A 20,520-nucleotide genomic window follows, 5' to 3' on the forward strand; every position below is an offset into this window, starting at 1 on the left:
CTTCATGGGGATGTCCTCATGTGGCTTATGAAGACATTACTAACATCGGGGTGTACTAATCAACGGGGAGCAGGTCAGCAACACGAATCCTTTTTCACCTTCGACATCCACCTCGATATCAAAAAGGGGCTTTTCAAGGCTTAGCGCCGGCGCATCCGTTTTTTTTGCCAGCCATTCAACCGCTTCTGAGAGACTTTCAAGCGTGCTGCGTTCAAGCCCACTGTCAACTGGCACCGGGCATCCGCGCCTGAACAGGGCATGTGCATAACCTTCGCTGCAGATAACAGAGCCATCCATACCTCTGCGAAATGCCAGTATCACCCAATAGGGTGGTCTGGCGCCATCCTGCGCTTCGCCGTTAATGCTCACCCCTCGCTCCGGGCGGAAGACCTGTTCACCGTCCGGCCAGATGAACGAGACTTCGTCCCGGGAAACCTTCGTGGACGTAAAAATCTGAAAGAACATCCGCGTTTTGTTTGCAGGCCAGTGTGCATCCGGACGTTCAAGCGTCTTCATTAGTTGTTCCCTGCCGTTTTCGCTCATACCTGGAGAAAACCGCACGATCTCAGAAAGCTGGCGACCACGTATAAATTCTGTTTGTTCCGTAACGTTCCTGAGCATCTTTATGGATTCAGAGACGCTGCGGGAGGGAAGCGGATACAGGGAGTCAAGGCGGTTAATACCTGCGTCCTCAATAAGAGTAAGCAGCAGCCGCGCTATACGCGGGCGGCGGGTACGACGGGTACGATCGTCAGCCGGTGTGGCGGGACGTCCTGGAGCTTTAACAGTGGTAGCGGCATCATCCAGAGGTAGAAAATCGCGGTAGCTTATTCGTCTGCTGCCTGCAGTTTTTCGGGTGCCGGCACGGGTTGCTCCTTCATCCCCACTGAAAGGGCGGTACATACGGCAGGAAATATCATGTTCGTGGCTGAATCCTGCCAGGAAGAGTGTGCCGGTATCCTTCATCAGGTTTGCGCTGTTGCGGGCTGGGTGTTCTCCACGTACGCAGTCACATTCAAGCCAGGCCTCTTTCTGCCGCATTTCCTGAAGTACCGAACCGGCTAATGCCAGTTCGCCAGTACTCAGCGGCTCGCGAGAGCTGTAGTAAGCCTTGACGGCGTCTTCCTCCTCGGGCCGCAGCCAGCGGATTGATCCACCTGTGGGGTTTTTCTTGCGAACCAGCTGCATGGCCATGGATATGTCCTCAGAATGTCAGTTACGGAGTGTGTCAGATGACTGTTGTCGGAGCAGGGTGACGGCGTCCTGTTCAGGCATTGAAAACTGTACACGGTGGCGGGCGGCGACATCGAGCGCGAACACCTTCGTGTAGACTTCCGTCGAGCTGACCGATTTGTGTCCCATCAGACTCTGCAGCACCTTGAGCGGAATACCGGCGTAGAGCATGTGCATGGCATAGCTGTGCCGGAACGTGTGCGGCGTCACCGGCACAGAGAATGTCACGCCGTCGGCCGCTGCAGCGTCCACGGCTTCACTAATCCACGTTCTTACCGTACGGTCAGTGATTTCCCACAGTCGCGCCTTTTCGGTCCGGCCGGTGCGTTTGTTTCTGCGTTCGAGCGGAATTTTCAGGGTGGCCACCATCATCTCCAGCTGGCTGACATAGAGGTTATCTGACAGCGGGACCAGACGGTGGGGCGTGGCACCGGCGGGTGTCCGGCCGGCACTGCGGGCCGCTTTCTCTTCACGCTGTTTGAGGGTGGCCAGCTGCACAAACGGATACGGTGATACCAGCGAAAAATCCCCCCGCGTCAGGGCCAGGGCTTCGTTGATGCGCGCGCCGGTGTTCCACAGGGTGGCCAGTAACATCCTGCGGTGCAGGTCCGGGACATAATGCAGCAGGGCATTGATTTCCGGGGCCAGCAGATATTTTGGCAGTTCATCATGCACCAGAGCCATCTGGCGCAGTGCCAGCGCAGCCGGATAATCGATGGTCACCGGCAGCGACGGTGTCTGATGAAAGGACTGAGAATGGGGAATCACGCTGCTCACAAATCCAGGTTCTCCGGGTAGTTCAGATCGTCTAACATTTTTCTTTCTTCAGCGGCTTCTTTAGCCCTCCGACGACGCGCCTTTCTCCATACGTCCCACATAACACGCTGAGCTGACCATTCCGAAATCGCAAGACGTGTTTCTGGAAATTCGGCCACCCTGCGCAGGCGTCTGACCTGGATGATGGCTTTTAGCCCCAGACGGGCATACTGATACTGGCGCTCACGGAAGTATTCGTAACGCTGGCCGAAACAGTCTGCGTCCGCGACGAACGCAATAGCTTTATGGGCTTCCTGCTGCAGAACGATGAGCTCCCTGATTCGATACATCAGACGTGCATCAAGAACCTGCCAGTCGCCACTGACGTTTGTGAAACTGAGATCAGGATAGCCGACGGTTGGCTCTCGGGTCGGTTCGGGATCGTCATTATTCTCACCCGCATCAGTTGCAACATCGGAGCAGGACTCGGCGAAATTTTCCAGCAGAAATACCAGCTCGGTGGCAATAAAATGCTGCTCCCGTTTTAGCTTTTCGTCTGATGCCCGTTTCTCACGCCGGAGCGTGAACCGGTGCGTCAGCATGACAGCTGCAATTGCCGCTCCGGCCGTAATAATCGCGGTGGCCACGTTACCCCAGATACCTGGCCCCTGCATAAACACCTGCACGGTGACCGGATGCGAGGCCACAGCCGCCATTCCTTCTGCCACATTTTCCTGCATTGATTTCGTTCTCCTGCCAGTTCGCTAAATCCCGTCAGGCCTGGTCCGGCATAAAACGGCCCGGCTCAAACGGCCAGCGGTCTCCCCCGGAATATCCTTCGATCCATTCCAGCTGCCCCTGGTTAAAGTACAGGTGATAACACTGACGGGCGCATACGGTGATGCAGCCGTCAAACCCGGTCTCATTAAGTTCATCTGCGTCATCCGGCCAGCGGAGCAGACGGCCCTCAGCGGAGATCTCGTAAAAGGCACATTCACAGTCCAGGTCTTTGGTCTGGTATTCAGATTCCGTTTCGCCGTCCGGCATCCGGTAGCGAAACGTGACAGTATCGAACATCCCCATACAGGGCTCCTTATCTTGTTGGTAAATCCCGCCGTCAGGCTTGTATCGACCAGCGTCATCGTCCCCTAACGATAATGGGGCGGACGCGGCATTTTCCTGGTTTGCTCCGCGCTCTCCGCCATGATCAGAGGCAATTCCGGCGAAATGCTGTCCGAGTTCAGGGGTACTTCCAGCGCCCCGTCCGGTCTCTGATAAAATGCAGGGGCCTCATGGTCGGCCAGCATTCTCCAGCTGCATGGATCAGAAGTAACCTCCCTGCGGGCGACCAGCCCTCCCAGTTCATCAAGCAGGGCAACCAGCGGCTCGCCGGTGTATGGTGCGGGGCCGGAGTAAAACCAGACACTGCAATATTCCTGGTTCATGAGATCCGACCCCAGATCTTGAATTTGCATTTATTCCCCAACGTTAATTATCCCGCCCTGAAATCATCTCACCCTGACGTCATTCTTCCTTTCGTATTATCGCGCGACGTAAAAATCACACGCCTGATAATAAGCAGACATATAACCACGCCATTAAATTACCGGATGCGGGTTTCAGCCTGATCCGACTTTTGCGCGATAAGAGACTTTCCGGAAGTGTACCACGCACACGAAATAAGCAAAGCGGCCTTTTCGCCCCCTGCGTGCCGGGTCACGGGGCAGGGCGAAAACACAACATCTGGTATGAGATGCATCTGACTGAAGCACTAGATGTTGTGTTTCTGCGCCGCCGCGCGCCGGGGCGTGTTCCGGAGATCCGGGTCTGGCTTTTTTCGGATCCCGGATGACAAAACGCATGATATTTCCTGTAAATGCAATTATTCATAACATTTATATTCATATATGTTAAAAGTGCGAAATTAGCATCAGTTGTTGGTTATTATTAAGATTTCAGCAACAAACCGTATCCCACCCGCTTCGTTAAAAAAACCGAAGGTCATCAGAAGCGCTCACTGATCGTTCCGGGCTGAGACGGTGGCAGCGTCACGGGTAATGTCTCTATTTTATTGGTCGTGAGGAAGGCCGGATAATGGCCAAACTAAGAAGCCATAGCATTGGGGGCAGCCTGCTGATCTGGTATGATCGAGCAGAGGCTCATCTCAATGAGCAATCCCCGCAACAAATTTTTTCGGGGTGCAACAGACCCTTTAGTGTCCAGGCCTGAAAAAAAAGAAAGCACGGTCTCTGAGAGACTACGGTCCTTACGCAACCATACCGGTTAGCAAGCTTTATATTTTCATTATGACTATCTGTATAACAGGGGAATGAATGTGATTAAAAAAATATGCGAAGTGATTGATGGAGAGTATGTCTGTGACATTGATATCAGTGTGGAAGAATGGAAAACTTTATTAACAAATGATAAAGTTTTTGACACAAAAAGTATTGCAGCGTTAAAAAAATGGTTTATTGAGCCAAATCATTCCTGCACATGCTTCGATATTGGTAAGAAGTACGACCTGCACAGCATGAGTGCTAATGGAGTCATAAACGGACTGGGTGGCAGAGTTCAAAAAGAACTTGGTAGATTCGAGGTTAAAGGTGTCGGAAATATCGCATCCGGTACAAAATTCATTACCGTAATGAAGAGTAAAGAAATCGGCGGAAAACCCAAAAGAAACTTATGGACAATTCGTGAGGAACTTGTTCAGGCAATTAACGAACTGGATTTTTTTGGTACAACAGAAATGGCCAGCAGTGAGTATTACTCTGACGATGAGTTGATCAATGCCATAGAGAAAAGTAATATCTTTGACAACGTTCAGACGTTTGAATATACAGGGGAAGCCAAACCAAAGAAAAATGCAATAGAAGTAAAAAATGGCCTCTCGTATCCCAGGAGTAAAGGCGTATCCCAAAATGCGCTGAATAAAGCAGGTTACAGATGTGAAGTCGATAGTGACCACCCAACATTCAGAAGGCGAAATTCATCCTTAAATTACACAGAACCTCATCACATTGTACCTATGTCCAGGCAAGATGCTTTTGACACATCTCTTGATGTTGAAGAAAATATCATATCTCTGTGTTGCAATTGCCATAAACAAATTCACCTTGGTCAGGGTTATGAAGATATGCTGAAAGAAATATACACTGCGCGAAAAAGGTTATTAAAAAAAGTTGGTATTGATATATCACTGGAAAACTTGATTCTTTATTACAAAATGGAAAGTAAGTGAGATTCAAACGAGAGTGATACCTTCGTTTTATTGGTCGGGATGAACAGCAGATGATGTTTCCGGCAAGTATCGGGTCCAGAAACTTTCTGTTAAAAAAGAGGTAAAAGTAGTCTTGAGCCCTGACTGCGAATTGCCATTGCGCATGACCAGAGAACAGGACGAACCCCTGCCAAACCCAGGCATGAGAAACGCTTTTAAAACATAGACTTAATTAAAATCAGCAATTCCCATCGAAATAATAAGCAAGCAGAATTGGCTCAGGTGAATTTCACTCGGTGCAGTGCATGCGTTGGGGGTTTTAAAAGGAAAAACCCGAAATGAATCGGGTTTTGATTAATTAACGATTAACAGGTTCCCGTGCCCGGGAACACTCTGACTGTACGCGCAATATATTATTTCCGCAATCATTATTTTTGATTACCAAGCCATTTATTCATCTGCTCAATTTCACCTTTTTGAGCTTTAATGATGTCCTGCGCGAGCTTTCTCATTTCCGGATCTTTTCCGTATTTTAGCTCGGTCTCAGCCATTGCTATTGCCCCTTCATGGTGTGCTACCATGCCTTTCGCAAAAGCCTTGTCGGGATCGGAATCTTTTACAGCGGCCATCATTTTGTCATGCATACCTTTCATGCCGGACATATATTCCTGTGACGATGCCGATGAGGATATATCTGACATTTTCATTTCTGAATGTTCTGCGGAAATCGCTGGCAGGGATAACATCAGTATAACAAAAAGCGAATTTGTGATTTTCATATAATAAACCCTTTCAGATGGTTACCGGATAAGTTTAGCTGAGTCAGACAAAAAAGCCCCCTGAAGGGGGCAAAAAATAACAACATATCCGTATAAGGGACAATCTATCAAGGAAAGGGTAACCGCACGGAAACTTCAGTTGTCATCAGCCCGCATTGATCATGCGGCGGTGTGCATCAGCCATAGCCTGATGGGGGCCGGACTGACCGTTATTCGTAAATTCATGGGCAACAGCTGCTCTTTCATGTTCATTCATCGCCGCAAACGAAGTCGCCGGACGGGAAGCGTTAACGGTGCCAGTTCCCATCATCTTCTGATGACTTTCCGCCATTTTTTTATGTGCATCTGCTGAACCATTGTTCATGGTTTCATGAACAATAATAGCCTGTTCATGCTGATCCATACCGGCCATCCGTGGAGCTGCCCCCTGGATGGCGGCTGGAGTTGAAGAAGACTGCATCTGATGGGCCGGAGCCTGAGCATTATTGACACGCTCATGGATATTTACAGTTTCAGTGGCCCAGGCCGTAGAAATTAAGCTCAAACCTAACACTGATGCTAAGACGATATTTTTCATGGTAACTCTCCATTTCTGAATTAGTGATGTCCGTGAATTTCGATCTGTGTCCTCAGTAGTACAACTGACAACTCTACAGACCTTATTCCGCCGGGATGAGGCTTTAATACAACTCCTGGCTTGTGCTGATGCCGTGTATGGATGAAGTAATAATGCCTTCCTGATAAGTTGCACTAATTATATCGAATAGCTTCTGTTTGCTGCATGACAGGCTAATGACATCTTTGTCATTTAAATCTTTATTCTCAGTACTGGGTTTCCGGAATCATTTTCTCCAGTCTGGGCACGGATAGGATAAAACGAGTTGAACGTACGTCCGATTCCACCTGCACTCTTCCGTGATGTGCTTCCACGATGGACTTCACAATCGCAAGGCCGATGCCGCTGCCTTCTCCTTTTCGTTGTCTGGATGGATCCACCCGATAAAAACGGTCAAACAGCCTTGATAAATGTTCTTCAGGGATCGGTTTCCCCGGATTTTCAATCACAAGGTCAAAAAAGCTCTCCTGCTCTCTTATTGAGACGGTGATTGCCTGTCCCTCCGGGGTATAACGCAGGGCATTGGATAACAGATTATTGATCGCCCTTCTGAACATTTGTGGATCTCCCTCAACCAGGCAGGGCATCCCGTCAAATTTGAGCGTGATATTGCGTTCTTCGGCCCAGGCTTCGAAAAACTCGAAGACTTTCATGACTTCCGCTCTGAGGTCAAACATGACCCTGTCAGGTATCAGCTGATTATTGTCTGCCTGCGCCAGGAACAGCATGTCGCTGACCATTTTGGTCATCCGGTTATACTCTTCCAGGCTGGAGTAGAGGACATCCTCAAGTTCCTTCTGGGTTCGATCCTGACTCAGCGCGATTTCAGTCTGTGTCACCAGATTGGTGATGGGCGTTCTGATCTCGTGCGCGATATCGGCAGAGAAATTGGCCTGGCGGGTAAAGACATCCTCAATCTTTCCAATCATATGATTGAACGAGATAACCAGTTGCTCCAGCTCAATGGGAACCCGTGTCGGTTCCAGCCGCGCATCAAGATTCTCGGAGGTGATGCTTTTAATGGCATTGCTGACATTACGAAGGGGCAGATGCCCCTGACGGACAGCGATGCGAATGATCAGAACAATCAGCAGGCTTATCACAACAGCGATTGCAATCAGATTTTTTTTCAGCGCATCAAGGTAATGGAGATGGAAATTAATGGAGAGGCCAGTCAGCATGACATAGTTCTGCTGTTTGCCCTGAAATATCGCCTGGCCAGAGGAGGCGATAATCCGGTATGTTTCCATCTTCATTCCGGACCCGGTATCCATCGGTCCCGCAGGATCCTCCACCGTCCAGAGAAAGACATCCCGTGCGCGGCTGTGCTCGCTAAAATCTGCTGAATTCACTGCCGGGCGTAGTGCCGCCCCCTGAGCTGAGCTCAAGAGCACTTCACCCCTGGGATTGAGGAGCAAAAGGGCAACGTTGCGGTAGCTGGCAATTGATTCCTTTATTTTGCTTACTTTTTTTTCATCCGGATCTGCCGGGGACTGGAGTATACGGCTCAGTGTGGTGCTGATTTGTTGCAGATCGCTGACATCCTGCTCGGCAAAATGCTTTTCAACAGAATGCAGCATAAACCAGGTGAAGGCGATAAACGCCAGTATTGTGGACAGGCTGATAAAAAAGGTCAGCCGCAGAGCGAGTGAGAAAGGTCGTCTGGACGGTTTGCTATGCATCCGGGATCTCCAGCATGTAGCCCACGCCCCGCACTGTCTGGATCAGTTTTGTCCCGTAATCGTTGTCTATTTTAGCGCGGAGTCGCTTTACTGCGACATCAATCGCGTTAGTGTCGCTGTCAAAATTCATGTCCCAGACCTGAGAGGCAATCAGGGAGCGGGGAAGAACTTCTCCCTGATGGCGAATGAAGAATTCCAGCAAGCTGAACTCTTTACTGGTGAGCACAATGCGGTTCCCGGCGCGGCTGACTTTTCTGGATACGAGATCAACCGAGAGGTCAGCCACTTTAAGCTGGCTTTCCGTGATCATCGTGTTTCCCCGCCTGAGGAGGGTTCTTACCCGGGCGAGCAGTTCAGCAAACGCAAAGGGCTTCACCAGATAATCGTCCGCACCCAGCTCAAGTCCTTTGACCCTGTGTTCAATCGTGCCAAGGGCCGTCAGCAGTAATACCGGCATCCCCTTTCCGGCACTGCGCAGCATACGGATGATATCCCAGCCGTTTACATCAGGCAGCATGATATCCAGGATGACTAAATCATACTCGGCTGTCATGGCAAGATGATATCCGGTCAGACCATTATCAGCGTGATCCACGACGAACCCCGCCTCTGTCAGCCCCTTGCTGAGATATTCACCTGTTTTAATTTCGTCTTCAACGATTAATATTTTCATCATGCTCCCCGGCTGGCTGCTAATGTCATTTTATTGCGCCCACGATCGTTATCAACGGATTACAGCAAAAATGACAACATTGTCATTATCCTGTCACCCGGCAAACAGAGAGCGTTCGGTAAAGTATCCCTATCAATACTCTGGACTTCGTTTGAACCATTTACCAGGTCTGCCTGTACGAGAAGCGTTATGTTCAAATTAAAATTACTCAGCATCAGTACCATATTCATCCTGGCTGGTTGTGTTTCTCTGGCACCTGAATATCAGCGTCCGCCAGCTCCGGTTCCCCAGCAGTTTTCATTGTCTAAAAACAGTCTGACGCCTGCGGTAAACAGCTATCAGGATACGGGCTGGCGAAACTTTTTTGTCGATCCCCAGGTCAGCAGGCTGATCGGTGAAGCCCTGAATAATAACCGTGATTTGAGAATGGCTGCCCTGAAGGTTGAAGAGGCCCGGGCCCAGTTCAACGTCACGGATGCAGATCGTTATCCCCAACTGAATGCCTCATCCGGGATCACATACAACGGTGGTCTGAAAGGTGACAAGCCGACCACACAGGAGTACGACGCGGGTCTGGAGCTCAGCTATGAGCTCGATTTTTTTGGCAAACTTAAGAACATGAGTGAGGCTGATCGCCAGAACTACTTTGCCAGCGAAGAAGCCCGTCGTGCCGTACACATCCTGCTGGTCTCCAACGTTTCACAGAGCTATTTCAGCCAGCAACTGGCGTACGAACAACTCCGTATTGCGCGGGAAACGCTGAAAAATTATGAACAGTCCTATGCTTTCGTTGAGCAACAGCTCGTGACCGGGAGTACGAACGTTCTGGCACTTGAACAGGCGAGAGGACAAATCGAAAGTACCCGCGCCGAAATAGCCAAACGAGAAGGCGATCTGGCTCAGGCAAACAATGCCCTGCAACTGGTGCTGGGAACGTACCGCGCACTTCCGTCAGAAAAAGGGATGAAAGGCGGGGAGATCGCACCAGTAAAATTGCCACCAAATCTATCTTCACAAATTTTGCTGCAGCGACCGGATATTATGGAAGCGGAATATCAGCTGAAAGCGGCTGATGCCAATATTGGCGCAGCGCGAGCGGCCTTTTTCCCCTCCATTACCCTGACCAGTGGTCTTTCCGCAAGCAGTACGGAGCTGTCAAGCCTGTTTACGTCAGGAAGTGGAATGTGGAATTTTATCCCTAAAATTGAAATTCCTATTTTTAATGCTGGCAGGAATAAAGCCAATCTGAAGCTGGCTGAAATTCGCCAGCAACAATCGGTGGTTAATTACGAACAAAAAATTCAGTCAGCCTTTAAGGATGTTTCCGACACGCTTGCGCTGCGCGACAGCCTTAGCCAGCAACTTGAGTCACAGCAGCGTTATCTTGATTCACTTCAGATAACTCTCCAGCGTGCCAGAGGATTATATGCAAGTGGTGCTGTCAGTTACATCGAAGTGCTGGATGCAGAACGTTCCCTCTTCGCTACGCAGCAAACCATTCTCGATCTTACCTATTCCCGACAGGTTAACGAAATTAATCTGTTTACCGCGCTGGGTGGCGGTTGGGTAGAGTAAATTTATTTAATTAATCAGGAAATTAAAAATGCGTAATTCACTTAAAGCCGTTTTATTTGGTGCCTTCTCTGTCATGTTTTCTGCCGGTCTTCATGCTGAAACACATCAGCATGGCGATATGAATGCTGCCAGTGATGCTTCGGTACAGCAGGTTATCAAGGGCACCGGTGTCGTTAAAGACATTGATATGAATAGTAAAAAGATTACCATTTCGCACGAAGCAATCCCTGCTGTGGGCTGGCCTGCAATGACCATGCGCTTCACTTTTGTTAATGCAGACGACGCTATCAATGCCCTGAAAACCGGCAACCATGTCGATTTCTCGTTTATTCAGCAGGGCAATATCTCCTTACTCAAAAGCATTAACGTTACGCAATCCTGATTATCAGTCCGGAGCGAATACATCCAGTGCGCCTGAACATTCATTAAGGGATTACTGTGAATGAATGATCGGGCGCATATGCCAGGTGTTTTGATTTTTCAGCGAGAAATTGTATGGCTTCTTTAAAGATAAAATATGCTGCAATAATTATCAGCAGCCTCATAGCAGGGGGGCTGATATCGGTTACTGCCTGGCAGTATGTAAACTCATCACAAAAAACAGTACAAACCGAACAAAAGGCACCGGAGCGAAAGGTACTTTTCTGGTATGACCCGATGAAACCGGATACCAAATTTGATAAACCCGGAAAATCTCCCTTTATGGATATGGACCTGGTGCCGAAATATGCTGATGAAAGTGGCGATAAAAGCAGTGGCGGGATCCGTATCGATCCAACCCAGGTTCAGAATCTGGGATTAAAAACGCAAAAAGTTACGCGAGGAATGCTGAATTATTCCCAGACAATCCCGGCTAATGTCAGTTACAACGAGTATCAGTTTGTCATTGTGCAGGCGCGTTCTGACGGTTTCGTCGAAAAAGTGTATCCCCTGACGATTGGCGATCATGTGAAGAAAGGCACTCCGCTTATCGATATCACCATTCCTGAATGGGTTGAGGCACAAAGTGAGTTCCTGCTGTTATCCGGTACAGGCGGTACGTCAACCCAGATAAAAGGGGTTCTGGAGCGACTTCGTCTGGCTGGTATGCCGGAAGAGGATATTCAAAGGCTGCGTTCAACCCGCACAATCCAGACCCGTTTTACCATTAAAGCACCTATTGATGGTGTCATTACTGCGTTTGACCTGCGCACCGGAATGAATATTTCGAAAGATAAAGTAGTGGCTCAGATTCAGGGGATGGACCCGGTCTGGATCAGCGCTGCAGTGCCAGAATCTATCGCCTATCTGCTGAAAGATACGTCGCAGTTTGAAATTTCGGTACCGGCTTATCCGGATAAAACATTCCATGTCGAAAAATGGAACATTCTTCCCAGCGTGGATCAGACAACCCGTACGCTTCAGGTCCGTCTCCAGGTTTCTAATAAGGATGAGTTTCTCAAGCCGGGCATGAATGCCTATCTGAAACTGAATACCAAGAGCCAGGAGATGCTGCTGATACCAAGCCAGGCCGTTATCGATACCGGCAAAGAACAGCGCGTGATTACTGTTGATGATGAAGGCAAGTTTGTGCCGAAACAGATCCACGTTCTGCATGAATCACAGCAACAGTCCGGCATTGGCTCCGGCCTGAATGAAGGCGATACCGTGGTGGTCAGTGGCCTGTTCCTCATTGACTCCGAAGCCAATATTACGGGCGCGCTGGAACGTATGCGCCACCCTGAAAAAACAGAAAACAGTATGCCAGCAATGTCTGAGCAGCCTGTAAATATGCATTCAGGGCACTGAGGAGACGACGATGATTGAATGGATTATCCGGCGCTCTGTCGCCAACCGTTTCCTGGTCATGATGGGCGCACTGTTTCTCAGCATCTGGGGCACATGGACGATAATTAACACGCCGGTCGATGCGCTGCCTGACCTGTCAGATGTGCAGGTCATTATTAAAACCAGCTATCCCGGACAGGCCCCGCAGATTGTAGAAAACCAGGTCACCTATCCGCTTACCACCACCATGCTGTCCGTACCTGGCGCAAAAACCGTGCGTGGCTTTTCACAGTTCGGTGATTCGTATGTGTATGTCATTTTTGAAGACGGCACCGATCTGTACTGGGCCCGTTCGCGCGTGCTGGAATACCTGAATCAGGTTCAGGGCAAACTGCCTGCGGGTGTGAGCTCTGAAATCGGCCCGGACGCCACGGGAGTGGGCTGGATATTTGAATATGCCCTTGTCGATCGCAACGGAAAACACGACCTTTCAGAACTGCGCTCTCTGCAGGACTGGTTCCTGAAATTTGAGCTGAAAACCATCCCGAACGTGGCTGAGGTCGCTTCGGTTGGCGGCGTGGTGAAACAGTACCAGATTCAGGTCAATCCGGTAAAACTGTCCCAGTACGGTATCAGCCTGCCCGAAGTGAAACAGGCACTTGAATCGTCTAACCAGGAGGCCGGTGGCTCATCCGTTGAAATGGCCGAAGCGGAGTATATGGTCCGTGCCAGCGGTTATCTTCAGAGCATTGATGATTTTAATAACATCGTCCTGAAAACAGGTGAGAACGGCGTGCCGGTTTATCTGCGGGATGTTGCCCGCGTGCAGACCGGGCCCGAAATGAGGCGTGGTATTGCCGAGCTGAACGGCCAGGGAGAAGTCGCTGGCGGCGTGGTGATCCTGCGGTCGGGTAAAAATGCGCGCGACGTTATCACGGCAGTGAGGGATAAACTGGAGACGCTGAAGGCCAGCCTGCCGGAAGGCGTTGAAATCGTGACCACCTACGATCGCAGCCAGTTAATCGACCGGGCGATTGATAACCTCAGTTCCAAACTTCTGGAAGAGTTTATCGTGGTGGCCATCGTCTGTGCTCTGTTCCTGTGGCACGTACGTTCTGCCTTGGTGGCGATTATCTCTCTGCCGCTTGGCCTGTGTATCGCCTTTATCGTCATGCACTTCCAGGGACTGAACGCCAATATCATGTCGCTGGGAGGGATAGCGATTGCCGTCGGTGCGATGGTGGATGCCGCCATTGTGATGATTGAAAATGCGCACAAACGGCTTGAGGAGTGGGATCATCAGCATCCGGGTGAGCAGATTGACAACGCCACCCGCTGGAAGGTGATTACCGACGCCTCCGTGGAAGTGGGACCCGCGTTGTTCATTAGCCTGCTGATCATCACCCTGTCCTTTATTCCTATCTTTACCCTGGAAGGGCAGGAAGGTCGTCTGTTTGGCCCGCTGGCATTCACGAAAACGTACTCCATGGCGGGAGCGGCCGCACTGGCCATCATCGTCATTCCTATTCTGATGGGATTCTGGATCCGGGGGAAAATTCCTGCCGAGACAAGTAACCCCCTGAACCGGGTGCTGATCAAAGCGTATCATCCTTTGCTGCTGCGGGTCCTCCACTGGCCAAAAACAACCCTGCTGGTTGCGGCCTTGTCCATTTTCACGGTTATCTGGCCACTGAGTCAGGTGGGCGGTGAATTTCTGCCGAAGATTAACGAGGGCGATCTGCTGTATATGCCGTCGACCTTGCCTGGCGTCTCTCCGGCAGAAGCTGCAGCGCTCCTGCAGACAACAGACAAGTTAATCAAAAGCGTTCCTGAAGTGGCTTCTGTATTTGGCAAGACCGGTAAAGCAGAGACCGCAACGGATTCCGCGCCGCTCGAAATGGTGGAAACCACGATCCAGCTCAAACCTGAGGATCAGTGGCGTCCCGGCATGACAATTGACAAGATTATTGATGAACTCGACAGGACAGTCCGTTTACCGGGTCTGGCAAACCTCTGGGTGCCGCCTATCCGTAACCGTATTGATATGCTCTCAACCGGGATCAAAAGCCCGATAGGTATCAAAGTGTCCGGGACTGTTCTGTCCGATATCGACGCGACGGCGCAGAGTATCGAGGCGGTAGCCAAAACCGTGCCTGGCGTGGTGTCTGTCCTGGCTGAGCGACTTGAGGGCGGGCGCTACATCGATATCGATATCAACCGGGAGAAAGCCTCCCGCTACGGGATGACGGTAGGTGATGTCCAGCTGTTCGTCTCTTCAGCAATCGGAGGTGCTATGGTGGGTGAGACGGTTGAAGGGGTGGCCCGGTACCCTATTAACATTCGCTACCCGCAGGATTACCGGAACAGTCCGCAGGCGCTGAAACAGATGCCGATCCTGACCCCGATGAAGCAGCAGATCACGCTGGGCGATGTCGCGGATATTAACGTCGTTTCTGGACCAACCATGCTGAAAACCGAAAATGCCCGGCCAGCCAGCTGGATTTATGTTGATGCCCGCGGCAGGGACATGGTGTCGGTGGTTAACGACATTAAGACGGCCATCAGCGAGAAAGTGAAACTGAGACCGGGAACCAGTGTGGCATTCTCCGGACAGTTTGAACTGCTTGAGCATGCCAACAAGAAACTGAAGCTGATGGTGCCGATGACGGTGATGATCATTTTCATCCTGTTGTATCTGGCATTCCGCCGGGTTGACGAAGCCCTGCTGATCCTGATGAGCCTGCCGTTCGCCCTGGTTGGCGGAATATGGTTCCTGTACTGGCAGGGCTTCCATATGTCAGTGGCGACCGGAACCGGGTTTATCGCCCTGGCCGGGGTGGCAGCAGAGTTTGGCGTGGTCATGCTGATGTATCTGCGTCATGCCATTGAAGCGCACCCGGAATTGTCCCGTAAAGAGACGTTCACACCGGAAGGTCTTGATGAAGCCCTCTATCATGGTGCCGTACTGCGTGTCCGGCCGAAAGCCATGACCGTGGCGGTGATCATTGCGGGTCTGCTGCCAATACTCTGGGGAACCGGCGCAGGTTCAGAAGTCATGAGCCGTATTGCGGCACCCATGATTGGTGGGATGATCACGGCTCCGCTGCTGTCCCTGTTCATTATTCCTGCCGCCTACAAATTAATCTGGCTGCGCAGACATAAAAAAAGCGTGTCCTGAACCTGAAAGGGCACCCCCTGTGGGTGTCCTTCTTTACTGATTCACCCTGACGTCAGGGTTTATATCGATAATATACAGAGGTGAGTATGAAAAAAGTGGTTCTAATGGCGCTGGCTCTCGGCCTTTCACTACCCGCGATGGCGAGTGAAAAAGTGATTGATATGTACAAATCTGAAAACTGTGGCTGTTGTTCCCTGTGGGGCAAAGCGATGGAAAAAGACGGGTTCGAAGTACGAACTCACGTCATGAATGATCAGGCGCTGTCAGCCCTGAAAGAAAAGCATGCTGTTCCTGCAGGACTACGAAGTTGTCATACCGCGGTTGCCGGTAATTTGATCATTGAAGGCCATGTGCCTGCGACAACGATACATAAGGCAATGCAGTCTGGTTCGGGTATATACGGTCTCGCCACCCCCGGTATGCCAGCAGGAAGTCCTGGAATGGAGATGGGAGCCCGAAAAGAGGCTTACGATGTTATCGCATTCTCACCGGATGGAAGTAAAAAAGTCTTCCAGCGAATCGAATAGTCAGCGGAACGGCTGATAACGGGACGCCGGTAGCAGGCACTCCTGTGCCGGCGATATTCGTGGTAATCGCATCCATGACATACCCTGAAGACAGAAGATGCTTCGGTATGCATAAGGAGAGTTACTGTGAAAAATGACAATGCAGTGCAACACAACAACCAGACTGCTTCTGAGCAGACATTATCCCCGGACGAGGGCCACGTATTGCATAAGGTGAGAGATCCCGTGTGCGGGATGGTCATCCTGCCTGACAAGGCGCACAGCAGCATTCGATACCAGGACCATCAGCTTTATTTCTGCTCCGCCAGCTGTGAGAGCAAATTTAAAGCCCATCCCGATCATTATTTTACCGAAGATGCCAGTGAACATTCCCATCACCATCACCACGATCATCACGAAGTCAGCCCTGATCAGATAAAACAGCCTCACAACCAGGCGGAAAAAGAGAATTCTGAAGGTGTGTGGACATGTCCGATGCACCCGGAGATACGCCGCAGTGGTCCCGGAAGCTGTCCTGTCTGTGGAATGGCACTGGAGCCGCTCGTAGCTACGGCATCCACGGGGCCGAGTGATGAACTTCACGACATGACAAGACGCTTCTGGCTGGGGTTGTTGCTGGCGTTTCCGGTTCTGGTACTCGAAATGGGATCTCATCTGTTTCCCGACTTGAGGAATACAGTACCGCCACAGTACAACACATGGCTGCAGTTGCTTCTGGCCTCCCCTGTCGTGTTGTGGTGTGGCTGGCCATTCTTCGCCCGGGCCGGAATGTCGTTACGTAACCGCTCCCTGAATATGTTTACCCTTGTTGCAATGGGGACCGGCGTAGCCTGGGTTTACAGCGTCATTGCAACCGTCTTCCCCTCCTGGTTTCCTGCATCGTTCAGAAACATGGATGGCCTGGTGGCCGTTTATTTTGAAGCCGCAGCAGTTATTACGGTGCTTGTTCTGCTGGGACAGGTTCTTGAGCTGCGGGCACGGGAACAAACCTCAGGCGCCATTACTGCGCTTCTGAACCTTGCCCCCAAAACCGCCAGACGGCTGGATCATGACGGTCATGAAACGGATATTAATGCGGAAGATGTCCTGCCTGGCGATAAGCTCCGCATCAGACCTGGAGAGAGTATTCCGGTCGACGGTATCGTGATCGAAGGCAAAACAACCGTGGATGAATCGATGGTGACCGGGGAGTCTATGCCGGTTACCAAAACGAAGGGTGACCCTGTCATTGGGGGGACGATTAATCAGACAGGTAGTCTTATCATCCGTGCAGAGAAAGTCGGTGATGAAACGATGCTCTCACGAATTGTTCAGATGGTCGCTGATGCACAGCGTTCGCGTGCCCCCATCCAGAGAATGGCAGACAGCGTTTCAGGCTGGTTTGTTCCTCTGGTGATACTTATCGCGGTTGTTGCTTTCTTGATCTGGTCTGTCTGGGGGCCCGAGCCCAGGATGGCGCACGGTCTCATTGCGGCTGTGTCGGTCCTGATTATTGCCTGTCCCTGCGCGCTGGGACTGGCCACGCCGATGTCGATAATGGTGGGGGTGGGCAAAGGCGCCCAGGCCGGGGTGTTAATCAAGAATGCCGAAGCCCTTGAGCGTCTTGAAAAAGTGGACACGCTGGTTGTCGACAAAACAGGCACGCTCACGGAAGGTTCGCCTACGGTGACAGGGATTATCAGTCTCAGTCCGGGTGGGGAAATATCTCTTTTACGTGTAACAGCTGCAGTGGAAAAAGGTTCGCAGCATCCGTTGGGTATGGCTGTTGTCAGAGCCGCGCATGAAAAGGGGATCGTGATACCTGCCGTCAGTAATTTCAATGCCCCGTCGGGGAAAGGTGTCTCAGGCGATGTCGAAGGTCAACGGGTTGTTATTGGTAATGAACTGGCTATGCAGGAAAACAGTATCGTTATTGATAATCAAAAGGCCGTTGCGGATACGTTGCGGATGGAAGGCGCTACCGTTATCTATGTGGCCACAGACGGGAACCTTGCAGGCCTGATAGCTATCTCGGATCCCGTGAAAGCAACCACGCCGGATGCGCTTAAAGCTTTGCGTCAGGCGGGGATCCGCATTGTTATGCTCACCGGGGATAACCAGCTTACTGCTGAAGCAGTCGCACGGAAACTGGGAATAGATGAGGTTGAAGCCGGGATTCTGCCGGATGGCAAAAAAGCAGTGATAACCCGACTGAAAGAGTCTGGCCATGTGGTTGCGATGGCCGGAGACGGTGTGAATGATGCCCCGGCGCTGGCAGCGGCTGACGTGGGTATAGCCATGGGAACGGGTACAGATGTGGCAATAGAAAGTGCTGGCGTTACCCTTCTCAAAGGCGATTTGATGATACTCAACAGGGCCCGTCATCTGTCAGAGATCACCATGAAAAATATCCGGCAGAATCTGTTTTTTGCGTTTATCTACAATGCTCTTGGGGTGCCTGTAGCTGCAGGTCTGCTTTATCCTGTGTATGGAATACTGCTGTCGCCAGTTATTGCGGCGGCGGCCATGGCCCTTTCCTCCGTTAGCGTCATTGCAAATGCGTTGCGTCTGAAAAGTGTCAGGCTCGGGAAATAACACTGAGTGAAGGGGCTGTTACGAACAGAAGGAGTCCGGTATGAAAAGTACAACCTATGCGCTTATTGCTGTCGCCGCGATTGCGGCATTTGCTCTCCTGCGCGAACACTGGTCACATGTGGCAGGCTACTGGCCATATCTGTTACTGCTGCTTTGTCCGCTCATGCATCTTTTCCACGGTCACGGGGGGCATGGAGATCATCAACATCACGGAAGTGAAAACGATAAAAAAAATTAATCCGGCAGACGGGACCGCGTCGCGGTCCCGTTATCAGTCCAAGTATCGTTCGTAGTCTCTGGCATGCGCAAAGGCATGCTGTTCGAGTTTGTTATCAGCGGGTGCCGCCGTCCGGAACGCCAGTGAGTTAACAGGATTGTTATTGATGACCAGCTCGTAATGCAGATGAGGACCGGATGAACGTCCGCTGTTACCGGATAACGCAATAGCGTCTCCCCGGGTAACCCTGGCCCCTTTAGTAACGAGTATTTTATTGAGGTGGAGATAGCGAGTTTTAACACCGGCTTTTCCCGTTACTTCAACAAAATATCCCATGGTACTGTTGTATTCGGCCCGGGTGATTTTTCCGTCGATGACGCTGACTATTTTCGTGTTCATGGGCATGGAATAATCAATGCCATTATGGGGACTCACTTTTCCCGATACCGGGTTAAGTCTTGCAGGATTGAAAGGCGAACTGAGTCTTGCTGTGGCCGGTAACGGATAATCGAGACTGCCTTTCCCGGAAGTATCGGAAAGGTTATAGAACTTTTTATCTGATATACGATACGCCGTGTAATTAAATGAACCGGACGTAAATTTATAGGCCACGACACGTGATTTTCCCGCTTTCTTTTGCAGTACGAGTTTTAATGATTCATTTTTTTTCAAATGCCGCAGATTAAACCGGGAAGGCAAGGAGCGCTGAAGAGTAGCGATCTCGTTCGATTCCAGCCCCGAGCGGGTGGCTGAAAGGTAGGCATTTTCTTTTACGACATCGGTAGAATACATTTACTGGAATTCGCCGTTAGCATGAACACTGCGGCGTATGCTAGGGGTTTTCAGGAGGCGTGTCATCTGTCAGTTAATCGGGAGCACCGTTGATGGTCGTCATTTTTGTAACATATCTTGTTTCCCGTTTGCTCCGGAAGCTCTGGGAACTGTATGACCAGCCCGACGGTGATGATTAACGGGACTGAAACAGGTTACGGCAGAGCAATATGGGGCTCATGTCCTGCTACGTAACCCGTCAGTAAAGCCCTGCTGCGCACCTGACGCTAAGCACTAACCCGCCTGCAGTTACCTGGTCGAATACAGCCCGCGAAGCTTTCTTGCCTGCGTCTGATGTGCTTCCGCACCGGCATTATTGACCTGCTCATGCACGAGAGCGGCTTTTTCTCCGGCATTCAGTTCGTTAAAAGAAGAAGACGAGGTCTTTGAATTTGCATCACTGCCGGACAGCATTTTTTTATGTTCCTCAATCATTTTCTGATGCGCATAGGACGCGCTGTTGTTCATAAATGAATGAGCAACAATGGCCCTTTCATGTTCATTCATTTCAGAGAATGAGGGCGTGTTGTTTTTATTAACCCTGTCCGGTAAGTTTTCATGCGTCGAGGAATTCACATGACTGACGGCTGAGGCATTATTAACAAATCGATGTGCTTCATGGGCAATATCACTGGACTGAGCAAAAGCTGCCCCACAAAATAAAGCTGTAAACGCAGTGGTCGTGATTAATATATTCATGTGTAATTACCTTCTGAGGTACATAAAAGATGTCCTTATGATCATATATAAAAATAATCAACCTGTGGGGAAGATGACGTAAATGTAATACAGCTATGTACATTACACGATTGTAATGAATTTGTTTCTTAAGGTGTGCTAGATTCATTTCATTGTAAGTGGATGAACCAGTAATTTAATTTAAATCGGT

18 protein-coding genes and 1 pseudogene are annotated in these 20,520 nt (G+C 50.5%); 8 read left to right on the forward strand and 11 right to left on the reverse strand.

The window, feature by feature from the left end; genetic code table 11:
* Window positions 1-78 precede the first annotated feature (78 nt).
* The 5 genes and pseudogenes from GF617_RS23760 to GF617_RS23780 all read right to left on the reverse strand — a co-directional run.
* A pseudogene (locus tag GF617_RS23760) lies at window positions 79-1,194 on the reverse strand (hypothetical protein); the annotation flags it as partial.
* Between the two features lie 18 nt (window positions 1,195-1,212).
* Window positions 1,213-1,917: a site-specific integrase gene (locus GF617_RS23765; protein ID WP_236946469.1), complete on the reverse strand. Its 705-nt coding sequence runs from the start codon at window positions 1,915-1,917 to the stop codon at window positions 1,213-1,215.
* A gap of 89 nt (window positions 1,918-2,006) precedes the next feature.
* On the reverse strand, window positions 2,007-2,729 hold the full coding sequence (locus GF617_RS23770; RefSeq protein ID WP_007374369.1) for a hypothetical protein: 723 nt from the start codon (window positions 2,727-2,729) through the stop codon (window positions 2,007-2,009).
* 34 nt (window positions 2,730-2,763) lie between these two features.
* Window positions 2,764-3,072 carry a hypothetical protein gene (locus GF617_RS23775; RefSeq protein WP_007374370.1) on the reverse strand — a complete coding sequence of 103 codons (309 nt, stop codon included), beginning with the start codon at window positions 3,070-3,072 and terminating at the stop codon, window positions 2,764-2,766.
* A 65-nt stretch (window positions 3,073-3,137) separates the two neighbouring features.
* Window positions 3,138-3,464 (reverse strand): hypothetical protein, encoded by a 327-nt coding sequence (locus GF617_RS23780; protein ID WP_035943297.1) that lies wholly within the window; start codon window positions 3,462-3,464, stop codon window positions 3,138-3,140.
* Window positions 3,465-4,324: 860 nt separating this feature from the next.
* On the opposite strand from GF617_RS23780, the gene GF617_RS23785 reads away from it, so the two are divergent.
* Entirely contained in the window at window positions 4,325-5,233 is a 909-nt protein-coding gene (locus GF617_RS23785; protein ID WP_007374408.1) for an HNH endonuclease, read from the forward strand.
* 407 nt (window positions 5,234-5,640) lie between these two features.
* Here GF617_RS23785 and GF617_RS23790 read toward each other — a convergent pair whose 3' ends face one another.
* The 4 genes from GF617_RS23790 to silR all read right to left on the reverse strand — a co-directional run bounded on the left by GF617_RS23790 (window position 5,641) and on the right by silR (window position 8,962).
* A complete protein-coding gene (locus GF617_RS23790; protein ID WP_032716639.1) occupies window positions 5,641-5,991 on the reverse strand; it encodes a DUF305 domain-containing protein in 351 nt (116 codons plus the stop codon).
* A gap of 145 nt (window positions 5,992-6,136) precedes the next feature.
* Window positions 6,137-6,568, reverse strand: a complete 432-nt coding sequence (gene silE / locus GF617_RS23795) for a silver-binding protein SilE (RefSeq protein ID WP_007374411.1) — start codon at window positions 6,566-6,568, stop codon at window positions 6,137-6,139.
* Window positions 6,569-6,813: 245 nt separating this feature from the next.
* Complete coding sequence (silS, locus tag GF617_RS23800; protein WP_040119795.1) at window positions 6,814-8,289, reverse strand: copper/silver sensor histidine kinase SilS; 1,476 nt, start codon at window positions 8,287-8,289, stop codon at window positions 6,814-6,816.
* Window positions 8,282-8,962: a copper/silver response regulator transcription factor SilR gene (gene silR, locus GF617_RS23805; RefSeq protein ID WP_001572351.1), complete on the reverse strand. Its 681-nt coding sequence runs from the start codon at window positions 8,960-8,962 to the stop codon at window positions 8,282-8,284. The genes silS and silR overlap by 8 nt, the downstream gene beginning before the upstream one ends.
* 189 nt (window positions 8,963-9,151) lie before the next feature.
* On the opposite strand from silR, the gene silC reads away from it, so the two are divergent.
* The 7 genes from silC (at window position 9,152) to GF617_RS23840 (ending at window position 18,821) form a co-directional block, all read left to right on the forward strand.
* The gene (gene silC, locus GF617_RS23810) at window positions 9,152-10,537 is read left to right on the forward strand and encodes a Cu(+)/Ag(+) efflux RND transporter outer membrane channel SilC (protein WP_000475512.1); all 1,386 of its coding nucleotides are present in this window, start codon (window positions 9,152-9,154) and stop codon (window positions 10,535-10,537) included.
* Window positions 10,538-10,565: 28 nt separating this feature from the next.
* Complete coding sequence (gene cusF, locus GF617_RS23815; protein ID WP_001246153.1) at window positions 10,566-10,919, forward strand: cation efflux system protein CusF; 354 nt, start codon at window positions 10,566-10,568, stop codon at window positions 10,917-10,919.
* Window positions 10,920-11,032: 113 nt separating this feature from the next.
* The gene (gene silB / locus GF617_RS23820; RefSeq protein WP_001485328.1) at window positions 11,033-12,325 is read left to right on the forward strand and encodes a Cu(+)/Ag(+) efflux RND transporter periplasmic adaptor subunit SilB; all 1,293 of its coding nucleotides are present in this window, start codon (window positions 11,033-11,035) and stop codon (window positions 12,323-12,325) included.
* 10 nt (window positions 12,326-12,335) lie between these two features.
* A complete protein-coding gene (gene silA / locus GF617_RS23825; protein ID WP_000574021.1) occupies window positions 12,336-15,482 on the forward strand; it encodes a Cu(+)/Ag(+) efflux RND transporter permease subunit SilA in 3,147 nt (1,048 codons plus the stop codon).
* Window positions 15,483-15,568: 86 nt separating this feature from the next.
* The gene (locus GF617_RS23830; RefSeq protein WP_008322815.1) at window positions 15,569-16,009 is read left to right on the forward strand and encodes a DUF411 domain-containing protein; all 441 of its coding nucleotides are present in this window, start codon (window positions 15,569-15,571) and stop codon (window positions 16,007-16,009) included.
* 126 nt (window positions 16,010-16,135) lie between these two features.
* Window positions 16,136-18,583, forward strand: a complete 2,448-nt coding sequence (gene silP, locus GF617_RS23835) for an Ag(+)-translocating P-type ATPase SilP (RefSeq protein ID WP_023327683.1) — start codon at window positions 16,136-16,138, stop codon at window positions 18,581-18,583.
* 40 nt (window positions 18,584-18,623) lie between these two features.
* Complete coding sequence (locus GF617_RS23840) at window positions 18,624-18,821, forward strand: DUF2933 domain-containing protein (RefSeq protein ID WP_004388331.1); 198 nt, start codon at window positions 18,624-18,626, stop codon at window positions 18,819-18,821.
* Between the two features lie 33 nt (window positions 18,822-18,854).
* Here GF617_RS23840 and GF617_RS23845 read toward each other — a convergent pair whose 3' ends face one another.
* Both GF617_RS23845 and GF617_RS23850 read right to left on the reverse strand, forming a co-directional pair.
* Window positions 18,855-19,592: a peptidoglycan DD-metalloendopeptidase family protein gene (locus GF617_RS23845; RefSeq protein ID WP_004388332.1), complete on the reverse strand. Its 738-nt coding sequence runs from the start codon at window positions 19,590-19,592 to the stop codon at window positions 18,855-18,857.
* A gap of 288 nt (window positions 19,593-19,880) precedes the next feature.
* Complete coding sequence (locus GF617_RS23850) at window positions 19,881-20,330, reverse strand: copper resistance protein (RefSeq protein ID WP_001023257.1); 450 nt, start codon at window positions 20,328-20,330, stop codon at window positions 19,881-19,883.
* Window positions 20,331-20,520: the final 190 nt, after the last annotated feature.

It is taken from the genome of Lelliottia sp. RWM.1 (genome assembly GCF_016859735.1).
Lineage (GTDB): Bacteria > Pseudomonadota > Gammaproteobacteria > Enterobacterales > Enterobacteriaceae > Enterobacter.